This is a genomic window from Bathymodiolus platifrons methanotrophic gill symbiont, from assembly GCF_002189065.1.
Classification (GTDB): Bacteria; Pseudomonadota; Gammaproteobacteria; order Methylococcales; family Methylomonadaceae; genus Methyloprofundus.
Genome location: NZ_BDMN01000508.1, coordinates 1 through 1,863, shown reverse-complemented (window position 1 = coordinate 1,863; position 1,863 = coordinate 1). Strand labels below are relative to the sequence as shown.

The following is a 1,863-nucleotide window of genomic DNA, read 5'->3' as shown; positions in this document are numbered from 1 at the left end:
TTTTTTGATTTTTCAAAGGTCTTAATTTCCCATTCCAAAGGTTTTTGAGATAGAAAATCGGTTTCATATTTTGTTGCATCTTCTTCAAGACCTACTGCTAAGCAACAATTTGAAAGTGAAGCATATATCCATTTCTTATCTAATCTATTTTCAAAATCGCCTAACTCAACTAGATCTCTCAAATCTTTTATTATTTGTTTTCTGGTTTTTTCTGCTTCAATTTTACAATAAATAATTTCATTTGCATCTTCAATATTTTTTGATTTCTCATCTAAACAAAAAGAATAGTTTTCACCATTGTAATAATTATTAGTTATTTTAAAACATTTACCATAGCATTCTATTGCCCGTTCAAGTATTGATAGATCTTTCGTTAACCACCAAATATTCTTATAAATAGCACCACGTATACCTAGAGTCTCAGGGTCATTCGTATTTTGGTCATCAGTAATGAGTTTTTCTATAATAGATAGTGAATCGGTTAAGTTTACTACATCTTCGGTGTTACTTTTATACTTACACAAAGCCCACTGCTGAATAAAGTATGGCTCAGATGGAGTTTTATCACTAATCTTCTCCCATAATTTGCTTGCCTGCTCGAAATTTTCTTTTTTCATTTCTGATTTTGCTTTTTCTACTAATGCAAAAAGAACCTTCTCTCTATCTGCTAGATCATCAATTAATTTTACATATTCAGATTCAGGAAGAATTGGAGGGCTAATTTCATTAATAAATTCATACAATGGGCTATCTATCTGTTCTTGTTCTGTAACCTTATGAATCAAGTCTGTAAGGTAGGTTTTGCAACGTTCCGCTTCATCTACACCAATATCTTCTCCTAAATGAGAATACATACACATTCTAGTATGATCTAAATCAAATGGTATCTTTCCATTTTTTTCTTTCAAAATTATAGTTGAATGAGGTCTAACACCATGACGTATACCAAGCTCATAAATTGCGTTAGGATTAAATGTAGTAATATCAGCAACTACTAATTCAGCTTGCATTAATAAGGCATACATACTCTTATCAATAAGACCTGAATCTTTTATTTCATCAGATCTTACACATTCAAACCCTGCTTTTTCAACAGCAGGTCGAATTATATTTTTATATGTTTTATCTAAATCGTAAGTAATACCAAGATCTAGATCAGTTTTTTTCCCAAACCCCATAATTACAAAGCAAATTTTTGATTTACTAAAAGTTGAGTTCACTCATGATTCCTTATTGATATAAAGTAAATAGCCAACACTAATCTGTAAGTTAGGTGTTGGCTATTTTAATTATAGGATTTCACTTTTTAGGTGTAATCTCTGATTGCTTGTATAACACTTGCAGAATTCCACCCTACAGGTTCACAAACAGATGCATCTCGTACAATCTGAGGAATTCTCTGTTGCCCCCACGGTTTTATAGCAATAATGGTTTTATTTAAACGCTTCGCTTCATTGATTTCATATTCAATCCAATCACTATGAGCAGAATACATTCCACCAAGTATCAATACGACTTGAGAAGGGTTTATTTGTCGAGTCATCCCTTCTTTTAGACCTTTACGCGTCTTATCAGGCAATGCATTAGTAGTAGTGATGCTACAATTACTCCAAGATAAATTGGCTGCATCCTTTAACCAATTCACGACTTTATAGTAGTGTTCATTGTATTCCCAAGCATGGCTAATAAAAATCATTCTATTTTTTAAATTCGGCATTTTAACCCCTTTTTTTAGTGCAATACCTTCGCCAAAATAATTGAGAGAAAAAACTGGTTCTGTCGCAATAATTATCAAAAGCTCAGACCTCCTGGCCTTCAGACATAACTATCCTGCTAAAGCCATAAACTGCTTATAAGCAGGAA

At 32.3% G+C, this 1,863-nt stretch carries 2 protein-coding genes; both read right to left on the bottom strand.

Annotation, left to right across the window (positions count from 1 at the left end):
• Positions 1-1,220 (bottom strand): TRAFs-binding domain-containing protein (locus tag CDZ78_RS19965; protein ID WP_244559309.1); only part of this gene is annotated, 1,220 nt, incomplete at its 3' end.
• A gap of 86 nt (positions 1,221-1,306) precedes the next feature.
• Positions 1,307-1,795 carry a TIR domain-containing protein gene (locus tag CDZ78_RS19960; protein ID WP_244559308.1) on the bottom strand — a complete coding sequence of 163 codons (489 nt, stop codon included), beginning with the start codon at positions 1,793-1,795 and terminating at the stop codon, positions 1,307-1,309.
• Positions 1,796-1,863: the final 68 nt, after the last annotated feature.